The organism is Streptomyces sp. Ru73, from assembly GCF_002920575.1.
In the GTDB taxonomy this organism is placed as follows: domain Bacteria; phylum Actinomycetota; class Actinomycetes; order Streptomycetales; family Streptomycetaceae; genus Streptomyces.
Window position 1 is genome coordinate 12,882 of the sequence record NZ_PQSQ01000040.1, and the last position, 19,206, is coordinate 32,087.

The 19,206-nt window shown below is 73.8% G+C and carries 24 protein-coding genes; 6 read left to right on the top strand and 18 right to left on the bottom strand.

Features of this window, described 5'->3' with window-relative positions; all coding sequences use genetic code 11:
• Positions 1-32: 32 nt before the first annotated feature.
• Genes C3486_RS18670 through C3486_RS18680 form a run of 3 tightly spaced genes read right to left on the bottom strand, consistent with a single transcriptional unit; the run spans position 33 to position 3,381 of the window.
• On the bottom strand, positions 33-1,538 hold the full coding sequence (locus C3486_RS18670) for a long-chain fatty acid--CoA ligase (protein ID WP_103833860.1): 1,506 nt from the start codon (positions 1,536-1,538) through the stop codon (positions 33-35).
• 22 nt (positions 1,539-1,560) lie between these two features.
• A complete protein-coding gene (locus C3486_RS18675; RefSeq protein ID WP_103833906.1) occupies positions 1,561-2,427 on the bottom strand; it encodes an amidohydrolase family protein in 867 nt (288 codons plus the stop codon).
• An 18-nt stretch (positions 2,428-2,445) separates the two neighbouring features.
• The gene (locus C3486_RS18680; protein WP_308461254.1) at positions 2,446-3,381 is read right to left on the bottom strand and encodes an SDR family NAD(P)-dependent oxidoreductase; all 936 of its coding nucleotides are present in this window, start codon (positions 3,379-3,381) and stop codon (positions 2,446-2,448) included.
• A gap of 229 nt (positions 3,382-3,610) precedes the next feature.
• On the opposite strand from C3486_RS18680, the gene C3486_RS18685 reads away from it, so the two are divergent.
• On the top strand, positions 3,611-4,105 hold the full coding sequence (locus C3486_RS18685; RefSeq protein ID WP_258052855.1) for a MarR family winged helix-turn-helix transcriptional regulator: 495 nt from the start codon (positions 3,611-3,613) through the stop codon (positions 4,103-4,105).
• A 12-nt stretch (positions 4,106-4,117) separates the two neighbouring features.
• Here C3486_RS18685 and C3486_RS18690 read toward each other — a convergent pair whose 3' ends face one another.
• Positions 4,118-5,812: an IclR family transcriptional regulator C-terminal domain-containing protein gene (locus tag C3486_RS18690; RefSeq protein ID WP_103833862.1), complete on the bottom strand. Its 1,695-nt coding sequence runs from the start codon at positions 5,810-5,812 to the stop codon at positions 4,118-4,120.
• A gap of 236 nt (positions 5,813-6,048) precedes the next feature.
• On the opposite strand from C3486_RS18690, the gene C3486_RS18695 reads away from it, so the two are divergent.
• The 4 genes from C3486_RS18695 (at position 6,049) to C3486_RS18710 (ending at position 9,756) form a co-directional block, all read left to right on the top strand.
• Complete coding sequence (locus tag C3486_RS18695; RefSeq protein ID WP_103833863.1) at positions 6,049-7,245, top strand: 4-hydroxybenzoate 3-monooxygenase; 1,197 nt, start codon at positions 6,049-6,051, stop codon at positions 7,243-7,245.
• Between the two features lie 186 nt (positions 7,246-7,431).
• Positions 7,432-8,103 carry an HAD family hydrolase gene (locus C3486_RS18700; protein ID WP_103833864.1) on the top strand — a complete coding sequence of 224 codons (672 nt, stop codon included), beginning with the start codon at positions 7,432-7,434 and terminating at the stop codon, positions 8,101-8,103.
• Between the two features lie 100 nt (positions 8,104-8,203).
• Positions 8,204-8,503, top strand: coding sequence for a hypothetical protein (locus C3486_RS18705; RefSeq protein ID WP_103833865.1), 300 nt, complete (start codon positions 8,204-8,206; stop codon positions 8,501-8,503).
• A 20-nt stretch (positions 8,504-8,523) separates the two neighbouring features.
• Complete coding sequence (locus C3486_RS18710; RefSeq protein ID WP_103833908.1) at positions 8,524-9,756, top strand: cytochrome P450; 1,233 nt, start codon at positions 8,524-8,526, stop codon at positions 9,754-9,756.
• 76 nt (positions 9,757-9,832) lie between these two features.
• Here the strand turns inward: C3486_RS18710 and ligD are convergent, their stop codons facing one another.
• The 4 genes from ligD to C3486_RS18730 all read right to left on the bottom strand — a co-directional run bounded on the left by ligD (position 9,833) and on the right by C3486_RS18730 (position 12,732).
• On the bottom strand, positions 9,833-10,849 hold the full coding sequence (gene ligD / locus C3486_RS18715; protein WP_103833866.1) for a non-homologous end-joining DNA ligase: 1,017 nt from the start codon (positions 10,847-10,849) through the stop codon (positions 9,833-9,835).
• A gap of 5 nt (positions 10,850-10,854) precedes the next feature.
• Positions 10,855-11,487, bottom strand: a complete 633-nt coding sequence (locus tag C3486_RS18720; protein ID WP_258052856.1) for a DNA polymerase ligase N-terminal domain-containing protein — start codon at positions 11,485-11,487, stop codon at positions 10,855-10,857.
• Positions 11,488-11,602: 115 nt separating this feature from the next.
• Positions 11,603-12,019, bottom strand: a complete 417-nt coding sequence (locus tag C3486_RS18725; protein WP_181138601.1) for a VOC family protein — start codon at positions 12,017-12,019, stop codon at positions 11,603-11,605.
• Between the two features lie 272 nt (positions 12,020-12,291).
• A complete protein-coding gene (locus C3486_RS18730) occupies positions 12,292-12,732 on the bottom strand; it encodes an SPW repeat protein (RefSeq protein WP_103833868.1) in 441 nt (146 codons plus the stop codon).
• 230 nt (positions 12,733-12,962) lie between these two features.
• Here C3486_RS18730 and C3486_RS18735 point away from each other — a divergent pair, with 230 nt between their 5' ends.
• Entirely contained in the window at positions 12,963-13,526 is a 564-nt protein-coding gene (locus C3486_RS18735) for a hemerythrin domain-containing protein (RefSeq protein WP_103833869.1), read from the top strand.
• A gap of 129 nt (positions 13,527-13,655) precedes the next feature.
• On the opposite strand, the gene C3486_RS18740 is transcribed toward C3486_RS18735, so the two are convergent.
• From C3486_RS18740 to C3486_RS18785, 10 genes are read right to left on the bottom strand one after another with little or no spacing between them, the layout of a single operon-like run.
• Positions 13,656-13,940 (bottom strand): gas vesicle protein K, encoded by a 285-nt coding sequence (locus tag C3486_RS18740; protein ID WP_103833870.1) that lies wholly within the window; start codon positions 13,938-13,940, stop codon positions 13,656-13,658.
• Positions 13,931-14,152, bottom strand: a complete 222-nt coding sequence (locus tag C3486_RS18745) for a gas vesicle protein (protein ID WP_103833871.1) — start codon at positions 14,150-14,152, stop codon at positions 13,931-13,933. Before C3486_RS18745 ends, C3486_RS18740 begins: the two co-directional genes overlap by 10 nt.
• Entirely contained in the window at positions 14,149-15,021 is an 873-nt protein-coding gene (locus tag C3486_RS18750; RefSeq protein ID WP_258052857.1) for a GvpL/GvpF family gas vesicle protein, read from the bottom strand. Before C3486_RS18750 ends, C3486_RS18745 begins: the two co-directional genes overlap by 4 nt.
• Positions 15,018-15,383 (bottom strand): gas vesicle protein, encoded by a 366-nt coding sequence (locus tag C3486_RS18755; protein ID WP_103833872.1) that lies wholly within the window; start codon positions 15,381-15,383, stop codon positions 15,018-15,020. Before C3486_RS18755 ends, C3486_RS18750 begins: the two co-directional genes overlap by 4 nt.
• Before the next feature lie 11 nt (positions 15,384-15,394).
• The gene (locus C3486_RS18760) at positions 15,395-16,609 is read right to left on the bottom strand and encodes an SRPBCC family protein (RefSeq protein ID WP_103833873.1); all 1,215 of its coding nucleotides are present in this window, start codon (positions 16,607-16,609) and stop codon (positions 15,395-15,397) included.
• Entirely contained in the window at positions 16,602-17,288 is a 687-nt protein-coding gene (locus C3486_RS18765; RefSeq protein ID WP_103833874.1) for a DNA primase, read from the bottom strand. The genes C3486_RS18760 and C3486_RS18765 overlap by 8 nt, the downstream gene beginning before the upstream one ends.
• A 16-nt stretch (positions 17,289-17,304) precedes the next feature.
• A complete protein-coding gene (locus C3486_RS18770) occupies positions 17,305-17,589 on the bottom strand; it encodes a gas vesicle protein GvpG (protein WP_103833875.1) in 285 nt (94 codons plus the stop codon).
• The gene (locus C3486_RS18775; RefSeq protein WP_103833876.1) at positions 17,589-18,392 is read right to left on the bottom strand and encodes a GvpL/GvpF family gas vesicle protein; all 804 of its coding nucleotides are present in this window, start codon (positions 18,390-18,392) and stop codon (positions 17,589-17,591) included. Before C3486_RS18775 ends, C3486_RS18770 begins: the two co-directional genes overlap by 1 nt.
• Positions 18,392-18,853, bottom strand: coding sequence for a gas vesicle structural protein GvpA (locus C3486_RS18780; RefSeq protein WP_103833877.1), 462 nt, complete (start codon positions 18,851-18,853; stop codon positions 18,392-18,394). Before C3486_RS18780 ends, C3486_RS18775 begins: the two co-directional genes overlap by 1 nt.
• Complete coding sequence (locus tag C3486_RS18785; protein ID WP_103833878.1) at positions 18,850-19,164, bottom strand: gas vesicle protein; 315 nt, start codon at positions 19,162-19,164, stop codon at positions 18,850-18,852. Before C3486_RS18785 ends, C3486_RS18780 begins: the two co-directional genes overlap by 4 nt.
• Positions 19,165-19,206 lie beyond the last annotated feature (42 nt).

The window sequence follows — 19,206 nt, forward strand, 5'->3', positions numbered from 1 at the left end:
CTTCTGCGGAACACGAAGTGTCTGGCGGTGCGTCAGTCGCCGCCGTACAGGGCGCGGACGCGGGGTTTGAGGAGCTTTCCTGAGGCGGTGCGCGGCAGTTCGTCCGCCACCACCACGGACTTGGGGATCTTGTACTTGGCCAGCCGGCCGGCCAGGGAGGCGAGCACGTCGCCGGGGTCCAGCGCGACGCCGTCCCGGGGGACCACCACGGCCCGCGGCACCTCGCCCCACCGCTCGTCCGGCACCCCGATCACGGCGCACTCCGCGACGCCGGGGTGGGCGAGGAGGGCGGCCTCGACCTCGGCCGGGTAGACGTTCTCGCCACCCGAGATGATCATGTCTTTGAGGCGGTCGACGACGGTGACGTAGCCGTCCGCGTCGACCCGGGCCGCGTCGCCGGTGCGGAACCAGCCGTCCGCGAAGGCCGCCGCGCTCACCTCCGGCAGGCCCCAGTAGCCGGGCATCACGTTCGGGCCGCGCACCAGCACCTCGCCGGGTTCGCCGACGCCGGCGGGGGAGAGGTCGGGCCGTGCGACCCGTACGTCGGTGAAGAAGTGCGGCACCCCGGCCGAGCCCGCCTTGCTCACGGCGTGCTCACCGTCCAGGAAGAGCGCACCCGGCGCCGCCTCGGTCATGCCGTAGCCCTGCTGGAAGGTGAGCCCGCGCTCCTGGTACGCGGCGATCAGCGGTCCGGGCACGGGGGAGCCGCCGCAGGTGAGGAGGCGCAGCGAGGACAGGTCGGCGGTGGGCCAGCGGGGGCTGCGCGCGATCCGCTCGAACATCGTGGGCACGCCGAACATGAAACTGATCCGGTGCCCGGCGATCAGGTCGAAGGTGGCGTCCGGGTCGAAGGACTCCACCAGGACGCAGGTACCGCCCTTGAGCAGCACGGGCAGGGTCAGCATGTTCAGCCCGGCGGTGTGGAACAGCGGCGCGGAGACCAGCGCCACCTCGTCCGCGGTGAGGTCGGTGTCGACCAGGACGTTGAGGGCGTTCCAGGTGAGGTTGGCGTGCGTGAGCATCGCGCCCTTGGGCCGCCCGGTGGTGCCGGAGGTGTACATGATGATGCACACGTCGTCTCCGCTGACCGGCTCGTCGAGTGGTTCGTTCCCGGCGCCCGCGAGCAACTCCTCGTACGCCGGCCCGACTTCGAGGTACGTCCGTACCGGCCCGGCCGGGTCCCGCAGCCCGTCGACGAGAGCGGCGTGCGCGGGGGTGTGGATCAGGGTGCCGGCGCCCGAGTCGGCCAGCTGGTAGGCGATCTCCGGACCGGTCAGCCGGGTGTTGAGCGGGACGAAGACGGCGCCCAGCGCGCCGGCGGCGAAGAACGTCTCCAGAAACGACGGGTGGTTGGGGCCCAGATAGGCGATCCGGTCGCCGCGCCGGACGCCGGTGGCGCGCAGCGCGCGGGCCAGCCGGGTGGTGCGGTCGTGCAGCCCGGCGTAGGTGGTCGCCGCGCCCTCGTGGCGGACGGCGGTGCGGTGCGGGGTCTTGCGGGCCCGGCGGGCGGGCCACGACCCCAGTCCCTCGTTGCGCACAGCGGCTCTCCTCGGTGTGATGTCAGGCGAGCCCGAGCAGCCGGGCGGCGTTCTCCTTGAGGATCTTCGGCCGGACCGCTTCCCTGATCTCCAGCTTCTCGAAGTCCGCGAGCCAGCGGTCGGGCGTGAGCACGGGATAGTCGGAGCCGAACAGCACCTTGTCCTTGAGCAGGGTGTTGGCGTACTGCACGAGCTGCGGAGGGAAGTACTTCGGCGACCAGCCCGACAGGTCGATGTGCACCCCGGGCTTGTGCGTGGCCACGGCCAGCGCCTCGTCCTGCCAGGGGAAGGACGGGTGGGCGAGGATGATCTTCAGGTGCGGGAAGTCGGCGGCCACGTCGTCGACATGGAGCGGGTTGGAGTACTTCAGCCGGATGCCGCCGCCTCCCGGAACGCCGGCGCCGATGCCGGTCTGCCCGGTGTGGAAGAGCGCGATGGCCCCGGTCTCCTCGATGACCTCGTACAGCCCGTACGCCAGCCGGTCGTTGGGGAAGAACGCCTGGATGCTCGGGTGGAACTTGAAGCCGCGTACGCCGTACTCCTCGACCAGCCGCCGGGCCTGCTTCACCGCCGCCTTGCCGCGGTGCGGGTCGAGCGAGGCGAACGGGATCAGTACGTCGGCGTTCTCGGCGGCGGCCTCGGCGACCTCCTCGTTCGGCACCGGTTCGGTGCCGGTCGCGGACTCGGCGTCCACGGTGAAGACGACGGCGGCCATGCGGCGTTCGCGGTAGTAGGCCGCGATCTCCGGCAGGGTGGGCTTCCGGTTGCCCTCGGTCTTGAAGTACGCGGCGGAGGCGGCGGCCAGTCCGTCGTCCAGGGACGCCTGTCCCTTGGCGGAGACCTCGGCGTGCGTGTGCACGTCGATGGCGACCAGCTCGTCCACGTTCATCGCACGGGTCGGCATGGCTCAGACCTCCGGGATCGCAGGGGCGGGGATGCCCACGGACTGCGGCTCGCGGCCCACGCTGGTCCGCCAGGCCGCCGCGACGGTCTCCGGGCGCCAGCCCCCGTCCGCGTACGCCACCGCCACCTCCTGCGGGTGCGACCAGAGCGCGAGCTTGTCGCCGCCGATGCCGACGCACTGACCCGTGACGTCCTTCGCGGCGTCCGAGGCGAGGAATGGCACCAGCGCGGCGCAGTCCTCGGCGGTGCCGAAGCCCTCGCCCTTGCGCAGGAAGTCCGGCAGCGGCTCGCCGCGCCGCATGGCCTCGATGTACGGCGCGAACGCCGGGATCGTCTCGGTCATCGCGGTGGCCGCGACCGGCACGATCGCGTTGACCGTGATGCCGGCCCGGGCCAGCTCCATCGACCAGGTGCGGGTCATCGCGGCGATACCGGCCTTCGCCGCCGCATAGTTGGTCTGGCCGAAGTTGCCGCGCTGGCCCGCGGGCGAGCCGACCAGGATCAGCCGGCCGCCCTCGCCCTGCTCCCGCATCCGTACGGCGGCGGCGCGTGCGCAGGTGAAGGTGCCCCGCAGATGGGTGGTGACGACGGCGTCGAAGTCGTCGTCGGTCATCTTCCACAGCACGCGGTCCCGCAGGATGCCCGCGTTGGTGACCATCACGTCCAGCCGGCCGAACTCCTCGACGGCGCGGGCCACCAGCCGGTCGGCGGCCTCGGCGGTGCCGACCGCGACGGCCTCGGCGACGGCCCGGCCGCCGGCCTCGGTGAGCGTCTTGGCGGCCTCTTCGGCCACGGCCTCGTCGAGGTCGTTGACGACGACGGCGGCGCCCGCAGCGGCAAGTGCCGAGGCGTACGCGAGGCCCAGGCCGCGGCCGGAGCCGGTCACGACGGCGACCTTGCCGGTGAGGTCCAGGGGTGCGGGGGCAGTGGATCCGGGCACGGGGAATCCTCTCAACAAGCGTGGTAAGTACGGGAGTTGGCAGGCATGAAGGGTGGGCCCGGCCGGGCTGCTCGCCCGGCTTCCGGCCTCGCCGTGACCGAAGCTAAGACCAATCATTGTTGGCGTCAATGGTTGTCGGCGTAATCGAAAATGCGGCATGCTGGTCCCGCTGGTGAGATGGAGAACCGGAAAGACCGCCCCGCGCCCGGGGCACGGAACAGGGAGCGCCATGACCGCCCAGGGAAAGCCCGCCGCGCAGGCCAGGCCCGTCGACGCCGACGAGCCGTGGATGCGCGGGCTGCACGCCGACACCGGCTACCTGCTCTACCGGCTGGGCCTGCGCTCCGGGCAGCTCTTCAACGCGGCCCTCCAGGAGTCCGGGCTGCGGCTGCGGCACTACGCGCTGCTGCGCTATCTCGCCACCGTCGAGGGCGCGCCGCAGCGGGAGCTGAGCGAACGGCTCGGCTACGACCCGAGCGCCATCGTCGGCCTCGTCGACGACCTCGAACGGCTCCGCCTCGTCGAGCGCCGCCCGGCCCCCGCCGACCGGCGCCGCCGCATCGTCGTCCTGGCCGACGCCGGCCGTACGTACCTGCGCGACACCGACGAGGCCAGCCACCGCGTCACCGACGAACTCACCGGCCCGCTCACCCCGGAGGAACGCGACACCCTCCACGCGCTGCTGCTGCGGGTGGCGCAGACGGAGGAGACGGCCCGGACGTGACCGGGGGAGCGGCTAGGACGCCGGGATGTGCGTGAAGCGGCCCGCGACGTGCAGGTCCGCCTCGATGCCGGCGACCGCGGCGCGCAGCTCCGGCAGTACGTCGGCGACGCACTCCTCCGCGCTGCGCCGCACCGTGTGCATCGCGACGTTCACGGCCGCCACCACCTCGCCCGTGCCGCTGCGGACCGGTACGGCGATCGAGCGGAGCCCTTCCTCCAGCTCCTCGTCCACCAGCGCGTACCCCTGGTCCGCTACCCGGTCCAGGAGTGCGGCGAGCTCGTCGGGGGAGGTCACCGTCCGCGGGGTCAGCGGCCGCGGCTCGGCGCGCACGAGCCGCGCGTACCGCTCGGCGGGCGGCAGTCCGGCCAGCATCACCCGGCCCATCGCGGTGGCGTAGCCGGGCAGCCGGGTGCCGATGGTGATGTTCACGCTCATCACGCGGGTGGTCGCGACGCGGGCCGTGTACTGGATGTCGTCGCCCGCGAGCACGGCCAGGGACGCCGAGTCGTGCACGCGCGCGGCGAGCGTGGCGAGGTGCGGCGCGGCGATCCGGGGGAGCGTCGTACGGGAGAGCGGCGGATAGCCGAGCGCCAGAACTCGCGGGGTGAGCCGGAAGGTACGCCCTTCGGAGGCGACGTATCCCAGGTGTTCCAGGGTGATCAGGGCGCGGCGGGCCGTGGCCCGGGCCAGGCCGGTGGCCTCGGCGGCCTCGGACAGCGTCAGCTCGGCGCGCCCGGCGCCGAAGGCCGTCAGCACGGTCAGGCCGCGGGCCAGGGACTCGATGAACTCCCGGCCCAGCTCCTGCTTGGACGCGGCGGTCCAGGCGGCCAGCGGCGCGGGCGGCGGCGCCGCCGCTTCCCGCGACACGTCCTGTGCCTCGCGCAGCTCCCGCTCCATCTCCCGCACGGTCTCCCGCAGCCGGGGCAGCAGGCTGTCCCGGAGGGACGCCGCGTCGTGCCGGCTGGTGTGGCTCACCACGTTCGCCGCGCACGCGACCGAGCCGTCCGGCGCGCGCACCGGTACCGACAGCGCCACCAGCCCCGGCTCGATCAGCTGGTCGTCCAGCGCCCACCCCCGCGTACGGGCCTGCCGTACGCGTTCCTCGAAGCGGGCGCCGTCCGCCGCGGCGCAGCCGGCGTCCCGCGGCGGTACGGCCGGGAAGCCGTGGTGCTCCGGATCGGCGGCCCGGCGTTCCCGCCAGCGCGCCCACTCCGCCTCGGACCACTCGGCGGCGAACACCGCGCCGGGCGCGGTGCGCTCGGCGGGCAGCAGGTCGCCGATGCGGAAGCTGAGGGACATCGCCCGGCGCCGGGTGGCCTGGTGGAGGAAGCGGATGCCGTCCCGGTCGGGCACGGCGAGGGAGACCGACTCGTCCAGCGCGTCCGCCAGCGCGTCGGCGTGCCCGCCGAGCAGGGCGGGCAGCCGCAGCGCGGCGAGGTAGGCGTTGCCCAGCTCCATGACGCGCGGGGCGAGCACGGCGTCCCGGCCGTCCAGGCGTACGAAGCCCATCCGGGCCAGCGTCGCGGTGACCCGGTCCACGGTGGACCGCGCGAGGCCGGTGGCGCGCTCCAGCTCGCTCAGGCTCAGCGTGCCGTCGGCCTCGGTGAGCCGGCGCAGCACGGCGATGCCGCGCATCAGCGGCGTGACGGCCTCGGCCGGCACCCCGGCGGTGGCGGCGTGCGGCGGCGTGGTGTCGGTCGGTGGCATCGGCTCTCCGTCGCGGTCTGTGCAGGACACCGTAAGGAATGCGGGCGGCCGTCCGCACCGGGGGTCCGCGCCGTGGCGTACCGGATGACCTGCGGCGGACCGTTGACAGGCGGCAGCGCCGCGCGCAGACTCAGGCGGAACGTCAGTGAATATTACTTCACCACGCGAACATCCTGCACGGGCCCGGTTCCTGGACGACGGAGCGCGGGCCCGTCCTCGACGACGAGGAGAGACGTATGCACACCACCGTCGGGATCATCGGCGGCGGCCCCGCCGGCCTGCTGCTGGCCCGCCTGCTGCACACCGCCGGCATCGACAGTGTCGTACTGGAGAGCCGCGACCGCGGTTACGTCGAGCAGCGCCAGCGCGCCGGCATCCTGGAGCAGGCCACCGTGGACGCCCTCCGGGCCTGCGGAGCCGGGGCGCGGCTGGACGCCGAGGGCCTGGTCCACGACGGGATCGAGCTGCGCTTCGACCGGCGCGCCCACCGCATCGACTTCCCCTCCCTCGCCGACGGGCGCCGCGTGACGGTGTACGCGCAGACCGAGGTGGTCAAGGACCTCATCGCGCTGCAGCTCGCCGAGGGCGGCCCGCTGCTCTTCGGGGCCGAGGTGCACGCGGTGGCGGGCGCGGACACCGACCGGCCCCTGATCCGCTACACCCACGAGGGCCAGGAACAGACCCTCACCTGCGATTACGTCGTCGGCTGCGACGGGTTCCACGGGGTGGCACGCAACGCCGTGCCGGAGCACGTGCGCACCACGTACGAGCGCGTCTACCCCTACTCCTGGCTCGGCATCCTCGCCGACGCGCCGCCCGCGGCCGACGAGCTGATCTACGCCCACTCCGACCGCGGCTTCGCGCTCGCCAGCATGCGCTCCCCGTCCGTCAGCCGGCTCTACCTCCAGGTGCCCAACGGCACCGACCCCGCCGACTGGTCCGACGACCGCATCTGGGACGAGCTGGACGCCCGCTTCGCCCTCGCCGCCGACCCCGGGTGGCGGCTGAAGCGCGGCCCGATCACCAGCAAGTCCGTCCTCCCGATGCGCAGCCACGTCACCGAGCCGATGGCGTACGGCCGGGTCCTGCTGGCCGGCGACGCGGCCCACATCGTGCCGCCCACCGGCGCCAAGGGCCTCAACCTCGCCGCCGCCGACGTCATCGTGCTCGCCCGCGCCCTCACCCACTGGCACGCCACCGGTGCCACCGACCTGCTGGACGCCTACTCCGACACCTGCCTGCGCCGCGTCTGGCGCGCCGAGCACTTCTCGTACTTCATGACCACCACCCTGCACACCGCGCCCGACCAGTCCCCGTTCGAGACCCGCCTGCAGCTCTCCCAGCTCGACCGCATCGCGACCTCCCGCCACGCGGCCGCCGAGCTGGCCGAGAACTACACCGGGCTGCCGCTGCCCACGGGCCCGGCGGCCTGAGCCGCACCGGGGCGGACCGCCCGCCGGTCCGCCCCGAGCGCTCCCGTCACCCGTTCGGCCGGGAGTGCCCGGCGGGGCGCCGGAGGCGTGGTCAGGCTGTGAGGGGATACCCCGTACCGCTGTGAGGCGGGGTACCCGGTACCGCTGTGACGGGTACCCCGTACGCCCCGGACGGAAAGGACATCCATGGCACGCGCGGCACTCTTCGACGTCGACGGCACGCTCGCCGACACCAACCACCTGCACGTCACGGCCTGGTGGGAGGCGTTCCGGCAGCACGGCCACGACGTGCCGATGACCACCATCCACCACGCGCTCGGCCGCCCCTCGAACGATCTGATCGGCCACGTGCTGGGCGAGGACCGGGACCCGGACCAGGACGCGGGCATCAGCGCCGCGCACAAGACGCTGTACGCCACGTACTTCGACCGGCTGCCCGCGCTGCCCGGCGCCGGCGACCTGCTGCGCGCCCTCCACCGGCGCGGCTGGCACAACATCCTGGTCACCTCGGCGGGCGGTGACGAGCTGGGCGCGCTGCGCCGGGCCATCGACGCCGACGACGCGATCACCGACACCGCGAGCGCCGACGACGTGAGCGAGGGCAAGCCCGCGCCCGAACCGGTGGAGCAGGCACGGGAACTGGCCGGCGTGGCGCCGGACGAGGCGGTCTTCGTGGGCGACTCGGTCTGGGACATGCAGGCCGCCTCCCGCGCCGGGGTCGCGGCCGTCGCCCTGCTGTGCGGCGGCATCCCCCGCGCGGACCTGGCGGAGGCCGGCGCCTCGGAGGTCTACACCGACCCGGCCGACCTGCTGGCCCGGCTCGACGACAGCCTGTTCACGAAGATCGGGCAGGGCTGACGGCGCCGCGCCGCCGTGCCGGATATGAGTTGCCCCACCATCATGAGTTGAGGCCCGCAGCCGGGGCACCCGGACGCCCCGGACGACGGAAGGGAGCGTCATGACCCGGAAGCACGACCAGGACGAGGACGGGCACAGCGCGGCGAAGGGAGCAGGCCGCGGCGATCCACGGGACCGCGACACGGCGGCCAAGGAAGTGCTGGCCGAGTTCGAGGACGCGGAGACCCGGGTGGCGGAACCGGAGCAGCGCCGGCACGAGGTCGGCGAGAGCGGCGACCCGCTGACCCCCAGCCTGGACGCCCAGGAGGACATGGACGAGGACGCCCGCGCCGAGGCCGGCACCCGGCGCGACCCGGAGCGCCCCGAGCGCACCCGGCCGCCCCGCGCCGGGGAGGAGTGACCGCCGTGGCGCTGTCCCCCCTGACCGACAGCACCCTGCCGCTGCTCCTGAAGGGGTACGCCTGGCTGCCCGGCCGGCGGCGGCGCAACGGCGGCGCGCCGGTCCGCACCCGCCTCCTCGGCAAGCCCGCGATCGCACTGCACGGCACGGACGCGGTGCGGTTCTTCTACGACGAGGACCACATCCACCGGCGCGCAGCGCTGCCGGGACCGGTGCTCGACACGCTCTTCGGCCGCGGCGCCGTGCACACCCTCGACGGTGAGCGGCACCGGGTGCGCAAGGCCCTCTTCGTGCACCTGCTCAAGGACCGGGAGGGCATCGCCGATCTGACCGAGCGCGCGGCCGCCGAATGGGAGCGGGCCCGCGCCGACTGGGCCGGCCAGTCCCAGGTCGTCCTCTTCGACGCGTTCGCGCTGCTCCTCACCCGCACGGTCTGCGGCTGGGCGGGCATCGCGCTCGACGACGACGAGGCGCGGCGGACGGCGGACGACCTCGTGGCGATGGTGGACGGCTTCGCGACGCCGGGACCGCGCCACTGGCGGGCCCGCCGGGCCCGCCGCCGCCAGGAGGAGCGGCTGGCGCGCCGTATCGAGGAGATCCGGCGGACCGGCCCCGAGCCCGCCGGCACGGGCGCGCCGACCGGTGCGGCGCTGGCGGAGGTGGCCCGGCACCACGAGGCCGACGGCACCCCGCTGGACCCGCACACGGCGGCCGTGGAGATCCTCAACGTCATCCGGCCGACCGTGGCGGTCGCCTGGTTCCTGACGTTCGCGGCGCACGCGCTGCACCGCTGGCCCGAGCACCGCGCGCCGCTCGCCAAGGGCGACACCGCGTACGCCCGGGCCTTCGCGCACGAGCTGCGCCGCTTCTACCCCTTCGTGCCGTTCCTCGGCGGCCTGGCGGCGCGCGACCTGGAGTGGCGGGGGGAGCGCATCGAGGCGGGCACCATGGTCCTGCTCGACGTCTACGGGCAGCTGCACGACCCCGGGCTCTGGCCCCGCCCGTACACCTTCGACCCCACGCGGTTCCTGGGGGCCGAGCCGGGGCGCGACGACCTCATCCCGCAGGGCGGCGGCGACGTCACCGGCGGGCACCGCTGCCCGGGCGAGGACATCGTGCTCGCCCTCCTCCAGACGCTCGTCCCGCTGCTCGCCCGGCTGGAGTACCGGGTGCCGGGGCAGGACCTCAGCGTGCCGCTGGAGCGGGTGCCCTCGACGGTGGGCGGCGGCTTCTTCGTCACCGACATGCACTGAGACGAACGGCCTCGAACGGACACAGGGGCGGCCCGGCGTTCTCCGCCGGGCCGCCCCTCCGTTCATGCGCCGGTGCTCACGCGGCGCGCGGCTCCTCCCGCACCACCTCGGACGGCTCCTTGTCGTCGCGCAGGCCGAGGAAGCGCGGGTGGCGCAGCATGCCGTCCCTGGTCCACTCGGTGAAGCCGACCTCCGCCACCAGCTCGGGGCGCACCCAGTGCGCACCCCGCTCCCGCACCGGGTCCCCGAAGGGAGAGCGGTCCGTTCCGCGTTCGTCGAGGAGGCCGCTGATGCGGTCCAGCGCGGCCCGGTCGTAGCCGGTGCCGACCTTGCCCGCGTACCGCAGCGCGCCGTCCGCGTAGTAGCCGAGCAGCAGCGCCCCGAAGCCGGTGCGGCTGCCGGCCGGCTCGGTCCAGCCGCCGATGACGAACTCCTGGCCGCGCGCGCACTTCAGCTTCAGCCAGTCGCCGGAGCGGCGCGGCACGTACGGCCCGTCGGCCCGCTTGGCGATCAGCCCCTCCCAGCCGCGCTCGCAGGCGTCGGCCAGCTCCTCGGGCCCGCCCTGATTGCGGTGCGGGGTGAAGCGGAGCGGGGAGGCGAAGTGCAGGGCGCGGCGGAGCAGGGACTTGCGGGTGCGCAGCGGCAGCCGGGTGAGGTCCTGGCCGTCCAGCCGCAGCAGGTCGAAGACGTAGTACGTGACGGCCACGGAGCTGGCGCGGGCCTGTGCCGGGTCGGTGATGCCCATCCGCTGCTGCAGCCGGGAGAACTCGGTGCGGCCGCCGGCGAACGCCACGATCTCGCCGTCCACCACGAAGTCCCGGCAGTCCTGCGCGGCCAGCGCGTCCGTGATCTCGGGGTAGGTGACGTCCATGGCCCGGCCGGTGCGGGACAGCAGCGCGGTGCGGTCACCGTCGCGCACGGCCAGTGCCCGGACGCCGTCCAGCTTGCGTTCGAAGACCCAGTCCCGGCCGAAGTCGCGCCGGTCGGAGAGCACCGCGAGCATGGGGCGGGCCGCCAGCTCGGCGCCCGGAGGCGCGTCGGCCAGCAGCCGTCGTTGTTCGCCGGGCAGCGACTCCAGCAGTCCGTCCGCCATGGTGCTCAGCTCCCGTCGGTGCCGTCGCCCTCGTCGGCGGCGACCTGCTTCAGCGTCCGGCCGCTCCGTACCGACTTGGCGCGCCGCGGGTCGGGGGCGCCGCGGCCGCCGGCCCGCTCGTCGTTCTCCTTCACCAGCAGCCAGGACTCCCGGCCCTCGGACTCCGCGGTGCGGAAGCGGGTGAGCGCGTAGCCGCCGTGCAGCTTCTCGCCGTCCATCCAGAAGGTGATGTGCCCGTGTTCCAGCCGCTCGGCGAAGGAGGCGTCGCGGTCCTTGCGCTTCTTCGGCGGCAGCGGGCGGTACGTCCCCTGGTCCCACACGATCACCGTGCCGCCGCCGTACTCGCCCTTCGGGATCACCCCTTCGAACTCGCGGTACTCCATCGGGTGGTCCTCGGTCGGCATCGCCAGGCGCTTGTCGTGCGGGTCGGTGGACGGGCCCTTCGGCACGGACCAGGACTTCAGGACGCCGTCCACCTCGAGGCGGAAGTCGAAGTGCATGGTGGTGGCGTCGTGGATCTGCACGACGAAGACCGGATCGCCGTCGGCGCGCGCCGTTCCGCCCGCGCCCCGCGGCTCGCGGGTCCGCTCGAAGTCACGCTTGTTCTGGTACGTCGTGAGGCCTCGCTCGCCCTTCACGGCAACCCCTTCCTGCCGAGTCCTGCCGCCGGTGGCCACTGCTGTCACTGTCGCGCACCGGCCCGTACGGCGCATCGCGGGAGCGGCGCGCCGTACGGCCGTGCCGTGCCGTCCGTCATACGGAGCGGAGCGCGAAGGGATGGCCCGCCGGGTCCGAGAAGAGGCGCAGCTGCTCGCCGCTCTCGCTCCGCTGCGACTCCATCGGGCGCCCGCCGTAGTCGATGACCTGGCGTTCCACGTCGTCCATGCGGTCCTTGGGGACCACCAGGTGCAGATGGGCCTGCTGGGAGTCGTCGGGCCGGGGCCAGGCGGGCGGCGCCGCGCCGTGGTCCCGCCGGAACGCCATCCGCGTGCCGTGCCTGCCGGTGATCTCGATCAGTTCCATGCCCCGCTGGTCCGGCAGCTCGGCGCCGATGAGCTTGGCGTAGAACTCCGCGACCGGCTCGGGCTCCGCACAGTCCAGTACCAGCACCCCGGCCTCGACGTGGACCGGGGGCTCCCCGAAGACGGGGCCGTCCGCAAGGTCTGCCATCACATGTCTCCCCGATGTGGCGCGTCCGGCGGAGGCGCCCGCCGGAGCCGACCGCCCGGCCGTCGCCCGGCGGTACCGGCCCGGGTGTCCGCGTGCGGCCGCTTCATGCACCGTGCGTGGCGCGGAGGGGGCGCCGAGGGGCGCGGGGGAGGGGGACGGCGCCGCACCGTGTGCCGGCCGGTCCGCGTACGGACCGGCCGGCCTGTCCGGTGGCGTTCCGGTGCTGTCGCTCGCCGTCTCCTTTCGTTCCGCCGCCGTGCGTCCTGCCGCCGCTACGGGCGCCTGGCCACCTTCGCGGCCGCCGCCGCGCAGGCCAGCCCGAGGAGGACGGTGAGGGCGCCGACGATGACGTTGTTCCAGACGACTCCCGCGTCGGGGCTGCTGCCGACGATCCACGGCGAGATGATCAGCCAGACGCCGATGGCGGACATGGCCCAGCTCATGCCGTACATCCGCTCCGGCGTGATGGTGAATCCCAGTGCCAGCAGGCCGATCGCGATGCCCAGGATGAGGTTGTGGGTCACGAGCGCCGGCTGGTTCGCGGTGAAGTGGAGTGTCCAGGGCGAGATGGCGCAGTACAGGCCGATCAGGAAGACCGGTCCGTCCATGAGCGCCACATCGCGACCGCCGAGCATGCGGGCGTACCTGTCCCGCATCTCGGGCACATCGGGGTGACTGGCGATATCGCCTCTGGTGTGTGAGACGTCTGCCATCAGACTCGCCTCTTTCGATAGCCGTTCCCTGCGGCTCCGCGCCGCTGACGTGGCGAGCGCCGCTACGGCTATCTTGCGCTTATTTCTTCCTTATGTGTAGCGGGGGACCGGACCGCCCCGTTCCGGCCTTCCCCGCGGCCCGCGCACGGCCGGTTCCCGCCGTCTCGGGCGGCGCCGCCCGGGTACTCGACCGGGGTCCCGCACGACGAGACGAGAGGGGCACGCAGGACATGGCCGAGAAGCAGAAGAACGTCGTGGAACTGCTGGAACAGCAGCATCAGCAGATCCGCCGCCTCCTGGACGACGTCGTGAACAGCAAGGGCGACGAGCGCAAGGACCACTTCCAGCGCCTGGTGCGGCTGCTGGCGGTGCACGAGACGGCCGAGGAAGAGGTCGTCCACCCCTACGTCCGCGATCACATCGAGGGCGGCGAGCAGGTGGTCAAGGACCGCACCACGGAGGAGAAGGGAGCCAAGGAGACGCTGCAGCGGCTGGAGGACATGGACACCGAGTCGTCCGAGTTCCACCGGCTCTTCGACGAGCTCCGCCAGAACGTGCTGGCGCACGCCGAGGCGGAGGAGAAGTACGAGTTCACGCACCTGCGCGCGGTCGCCGACCAGGACGCGCTGCGCGGGCTGGCCAAGGCGGTCGAGGCCGCCGAGGCGGTGGCGCCCACCCATCCGCACCCGGGCACCGAGTCCGCCGTGAAGAACGTGGTCGTCGGCCCGCTGGCGTCCGTGGTGGACCGCACCAGGGACGCGATCCGCGCCGCGACGGGCAAGAGCGGCCACTGAGCCGCCGACCGACCCGGCACAACCCCGGCACGGCAGGCGGCCCGCCCCGCACGGCGGGCCGCCGCACGGCCGGTCCGTGGTGCCGGAACCCGGCACACCCGGCACCACGGAGTCCACTGCCGCGCCGCGCTACCCGTCCCGCGGGAGCAGCGACCCGAGCAGTCCCAGGTCCAGGTTCAGCTCCTCGCGGCCCACGTCGTAGCGCGCGCACAGCTCGTCCATGCGCCGCTCCAGCAGCATCAGCGTCGTGCCGATGCGCTCCTCCTGGTCCTCGGAGAGGTCTCCCTGCTCCACGCGGCGCAGCGCCTGCCGCTCCATGAGCTGGTGCAGCAGCTCCACGACGGTGAGCACCAGCCGTACGAGGTCGCGCTCCACGCTCTCCTCGTCCAGTTCCACCCGCCTGCTCACGGCCATTCCACCTCCTCCGGGGCGATCTCGCCGAACGGCGACGGCACGTTCTCGTTCACCGAGCTGATCAGGGCGCGCAGGTCCACGCGTACGAGGTCCACGTCCGCGATGCGCAGGGTGAGGTCCCCGGCGATCACCACGCCGCCCGCCAGCAGCCGGTCCAGCAGGTCGATCAGCGCCACGGGCGTGGCCGGGGAAGCGGGGGAGGGGCTGCTCATGGCGCCTCGTCCGGCAGGTCGGTGAAGGAGTACGGGGCCCAGGGGCCGGTCAGCTCGATCCGCAGGGCGGGGGAGCGGGCCGCGACCTCCCCGACGTGCTCGGCGAACACTCCGGCCTCCTCGCGGCGGACCAGGTACGCGCCGTTCAGCACGTTCGGGCCGCGCGGCACGCCCGTGCCGGAGCCACTGGGGGCGTGGCCGTCGGCGTCGGCGGCCCCCGAAGCGGCCACCGCCTCGGCGAGCCGCTGATCCTGCGGCCGGTGCAGCCGGCTCTCCTCGGCGGCCCGCGTCAGCGCCTCGTGCACGCTCCGCGCCAGCCCGTCCGCCTCCTGCTGCGCCGTCTCCTTGGCCTTGCGGTCCTGCAGCCGCCGCCGCAGGAACTCCCGGCCGGACGCGGCCCCCTCCGCCGGCCGCCGGCCGGACGGCTGCCGCGCGTCCGCCGCCCCCCGGCCGTCGGAGTGCTGCGCATACGCCTTCACGCCCCACTCCAGCCGGCCGTCCAGCCGGTCCAGCAGCCGCTGGAACCGCTCCGCGTTCGCGGCCAGCGCGGCCCGGACCGAGTCCTCGTCGCGGTAGACCGTGACCAGCCGCAGCGGCAGCACGCCGGTCTCCGCCGCCGCGTCGTCCACGACCTGGCGGTGTGCCCGCGCGGTCGCCTCCAGCCACGCCAGGTCCTCCAGGCGCTCGCGCACCTGCGGCTGGTCGAACTCCGCCGCGGGCACCGTGGAGACCAGGGCCGCCAGCGGCCCCTCGGCCACGGCGCGCACGGGCTCCTGTCCGATGCCGAGCAGCCCGGCCGGCGGCCGGGCACCGCTGCGCACGACGGCGTAGGCGTACGTCAGCCGTCCGTTGTCCAGGGGCGTGCTCACGCCGACTCCTCCGTTCCGTCCGCCAGGGCGTCCCGCCGGCCCTCCAGGGCCGCGAGCCGCGCGCGCAGCTCGGCGTTCTCCCGGGCCAGCTCCTGCTGTTCCCGGCTCTCCTCGCGCTCGCGCTCCATCTCCCTGCGGCGGGCACCGGCCGACAGCGACGGGTCGTCGCGCCACCAGTCGATGCCCATCTCCTCGGCGCGTTCCACCGAGGCCACGATCAGCCGCAGTTTGATGGTCAGCAGTTCGATGTCGAGCAGGTTGATCCGGATGTCGCCGACGATCACCACGCCCCGGTCCAGGACGCGTTCGAGGATGTCGGCGAGGTTGGCGCCGTTGCCGGCGCCGGTCGCGGGATAGGTCATGGGACGCGTGCTCACCTCACCCGTTCCGGCTCGGGTGCGGGCTCGTCGGCGTACTCCCCGGCCTCGACATCATCCGCCTCGGCCTCGTCGTCCGGGACGTCCTCGTCCGCGAGGCCGTCGTCGGCCTCGGCGTCTTCCTCGGCGTCTTCAGCGGCCTCGGCGTCCTCGTCCTCGTACGCCTCCGGCTCCTCATCGGCGTACTCGTCGTCCCCGGGGTCCTCCTCCGCGAGCTCCTCCTCGGGGACGTCTTCCGCCGGGACGTCCTCGTCGTCGTACGCCTCGTCCGGCGCGTCCCGCTCGTCCTCGGCGGCGGGCTCCTCCGGACCGTCCGCCGGCTCTTCCCGGCCGTCCGCCGCGGTCGCCGGGTCCTCGTCGTCCTCGCGGGCCACCGCGTCCTCGTGTGATGCGACGACCTCGCCGTCGCGTACCTCGCCGCGCCAGCCGTCGGTCGCCTCGCCGCGCAGCATCACGAAGCGGCGGAAGTGCTTCAGGTCCAGCCGGGCCCGGCGGCCCTGCGCCCGCCACAGGTTCCCGGTGCGCTCGAAGAGGCCCTTGGGGTAGTACTCGATGACCAGCAGCACCCGTGTCAGCTCGGGCGCCAGCTCGTGGAAGGTGACGACCCCCTTGAGGGACGCCTTCGCGCCGCGCGCCGTCCAGGCGATGCGCCGGTCCGGCACCTGCTCGGTGACGGTGGCCTGCCAACTCCGCGTGGACCAGAAGACCTTGGCGCGCCAGTCGGACGTGGTGTCGTCCGTGCGGTCCACGTTCTGCACGCCCTTGGCGAAGGAGCCGAACTCCTGGAACTGCGTCCACTGGTCGTACGCGGTACGCACCGGCACCCCGACGTCGGTGTCCTCCACGATGGTGACGAACGCGCCCTGCCCGGTGCCGGTCCGCTGTCCGCCGCCGGCCTTGCGCAGCGTTTCGCGCAGCCGGTCCTTGGCGCCGCTCGCGCCGGCCCCGAGCGCCGCCCGCAGCGGTCCCTCGCCGCTCGCGAGGCGGCGGCCGCCGTCCAGCACCGTCCGGCCGAGGCCGGGGCCCTCGCCCTCGGCCATGTCCTGCAGCCGGGTGGTGGCGGCGCCGAGCCTGCGGCCGCCGGCGATCAGCAGCCGCTGGGCCTGGGCCGCGGCGAACGCGGCGGCCTCCTCCTTGAGCCGGTCGGTGGCCGGGCTGCGGGCGAGTGTCTCCTTCAGGGTGGCCGTGCCACCGCGCTTGCCGTCAGCCATCGGTACGCCCCCGACTCCGGCCGGACGACGAACCGGCGCCGCCCGCCGACCGGGTGCCGGCCTTGCCGCCCGTCTTCGTTCCGGCCCTGCTCGTGGCCTTCTTGGTGGTGGTGCGGGACGCGGCCTTGGTGCCGCTCTTCGCCGCCGCCTTCGCAGGGCGGCGGGCGGGGGCGGTCCGGCCCGCGGCCTTCTTCCGCGGCGTACGTGCCCGTGGCGTCCGGTCCTCGTCCGGCTCCTCGTCCCCGCGCCCGGTGCCGCCCTCCGGTTCGCCGTCCGTGACCTCGGCTTCGCCGTCCGCCTCCCGGGCGTCGTCGTCCGGTCCGCCCTCATCGTCCGAGCCGTCCCGTGAGGGCGCGGTGCCGCCGGCGATCCGGTCCTGCACGCTCAGTGTGCGCTCGTGCAGGCTGCTGGCCAGCCCGTCGATGCGGCGGTCCAGGAAGGCGCTCGCCGCCGCGCGGCCCACACCGCCCAGGTCTTCCCGCAACTGGTCGCGAAGCTCGGCGAGTTGGGGGTCCTTCTTCAGCCGCTCGTCGACCAGCCGCAGCAGCCGCTGCGGGTCCGTCTGCAGCCGCCGTCCCAGTACCATGCCGCCGACGCCGAGCGCGAGTTTCATCTTCTTCGTGCGGCCCAGTGCGTATCCTCCGGCGACGGCCAATGCCAGTGCCGCCCGGTTGTTCATCTCACCCGTCTCCTCGTCATTCCCGTTGTCCGTGCGGGGCCTGTCCGGGTACCGCCGGGCCGTGCGGGGCCTGTCCGCGTGCCACCGCCAGCCGGTCCAGCAGCTCGTCCTCGCGCCGGTCGAACTCCGCCTCGTCGATGCGGCCGTCGTCCAACTCGTGCTCCAGCTCCCGCAGTTCCTTCTGAATGGCCTGAGGGTCGTAGTACTGCCGCTCCGCCTCGGCGACGACCTGGCGCAGCACCCATCCGGTGCCGCGCACCGGCGCCACGGGCAGCAGCAGTACCTCCTTCAGCAGCCCCATCAGCCCTGTACCGACTTCTCGTGCGGCCGCTCGCCGGCCCGTCCGCCCGTCTGTCCGTCCGCCTGTCCGTCCATGGCCGCGTGGACCGTGCGGACGAAGCTGTACGGCGGGAGCGGGCCGTTGACCAGCAGCTCCAGGTGCGGCTCGGCCTCGGCGAGCCGGTGCGCCGCCTCGGTGAAGGACGCGCTGTCCTCACGCGGCAGCAGGAACGAGAGGTTGACCAGCCACCCCGAGCCCTCGGGCCCGGGCGCCGACCGCTCGGCCAGCGGTGCCAGGGTCTGCTCGATGGTGTGGGCGTCGCGCACCTCGCGGGCCCGTACGCCGTTGGCCACCAGTTCGCCCAGCCGCACCCGCTCGGGGTAGCTGCCGCCGCCGGCGGACTGCAGGGCCTCCGTCAGCCGGCGGACCTCCGGTTCGTCGTCGACGACGAGCCGCAGCACGGCTTCCTCGCGGTGCGCCGCCTTGACGTTGAACTCCACCCGGCCGGTCAGTTCGGCCAGTTGTGCCTTGTAGTGCTCGGTGTGCTCGCCGAGCGCGCCGAGCACCGCGTCGTCGTCCGCCGAGAGGGAGCCGAAGCGCAGCGGGAGCACCGCTCCGGCGCTGCCGGTCTCGGTGAGGACGTGCTGGTGGGCCAGCAGGTCGCGGCGCTTGGGGCGCAGGTCCTCGGGGCAGTCGCTGACCACGGCCGCCAGCTCGCCGGCCCGTACGATGCGGACCGGGCGGGGCGGGTCGCCGATGCCGAGCACCTGCTGCTCGGGGTCGGGGTGGTCGGCGTGCGCGATGCCGTACACATAGGTGGCCATCAGCTCTCCTCCTTCTTGCGGGAGCTGGTGGTGCGGCGGGTGCGGCGCGGTGCTTCCTCGCCCTCGGACGCGCTCCGCGACGAGCCGTTGCCACTGCCGGCCGCCTCGCGGCCCTGGCCGATGGCGTCGGCGAAGGTCTGCGCTGCGCCGGAGAGGGCGCCCTTGCTCTTGCCGCGCGCACCGGACTCGGTGATCTCACCGACCAGGTCGGGCACGCCGGGGTCCTTCTTCGGCCCCGACTCCAGGTCCAGCCGGTTGCAGGCCTCGGCGAAGCGCAGGTACGTGTCCACGCTCGCCACCACGACCCGGACATCGATCTTGAGGATCTCGATGCCGACGAGGGAGACCCGCACGAAGGCGTCGATCACCAGGCCGCGGTCCAGTACGAGTTCGAGCACGTCGTACAGTCCGCTGCTGCCGCCTCCGCTGCCACTGGTCTGCTGGGCAGGTATCACGCTCACGTCTGACCACTTCCTTTCGCTCGCTCGTAGCGATCGATCCGCCGGTAGCCGGTGAGCACGCCCTCTTCGTCGAGGACCAGCTCGTACAGGCCCATCAGGCTCATCGTGTCCGGCACCCTGGCCAGCTCCAGCACTTCGGCCTCCAGCACCCAGCCGTCCTCGGTCCGCTCGAACCGGGTCACGGTCTCGGGGCGCAGTCCGGTCAGCTCGGCGAGCTGGGCGCGTGCGGCGCGCATCAGCTCGGGCAGTGCCGCGCCGCCCAGGGGGCTCCGGCGGTCGCTTCCGTCCCGTCTCTGCGTCTGGTCCGTCATGACGTCATCTCGATCGGGTTTCTCCGTTCGGTCGGCTGCGCC